Origin of the sequence: Streptomyces sp. TRM49041 (assembly GCF_008271805.1) — a bacterium.
GTDB lineage: Bacteria > Actinomycetota > Actinomycetes > Streptomycetales > Streptomycetaceae > Streptomyces.
On record NZ_VSRY01000028.1, the window covers coordinates 1 to 252 of the forward strand.

The following is a 252-nucleotide window of genomic DNA, read 5'->3' on the forward strand; positions in this document are numbered from 1 at the left end:
CCCACACCGCCGCCTGCGCGATATCGGGGGACTCGCCATCCACAGCGACCGCCCCACGGGTGGTCACCACCAGCCGCGACCCACCCAGCCACTCGCTCGCCAGCCACCGCCGCACCAACACCAACGCCTCGTTCGCGGCCGCCGTGGCCTCCGGGGCATCGATGGCCGCGAGCACCACCTCGGGTGCACGCGCGCCATCGGCCAGGCCCTTCTCCAACTCGGCCAGATCACCCAGCACCACGACCTCGGCAG

Annotated in this window: 1 protein-coding gene; it reads right to left on the bottom strand. The window is 73.0% G+C overall.

Going from position 1 to position 252, the window contains the following annotated elements; all coding sequences use genetic code 11:
• The coding region (locus tag FVS66_RS34745; RefSeq protein ID WP_187645340.1) for a hypothetical protein at positions 1-252 on the bottom strand (252 nt) is incomplete at both ends.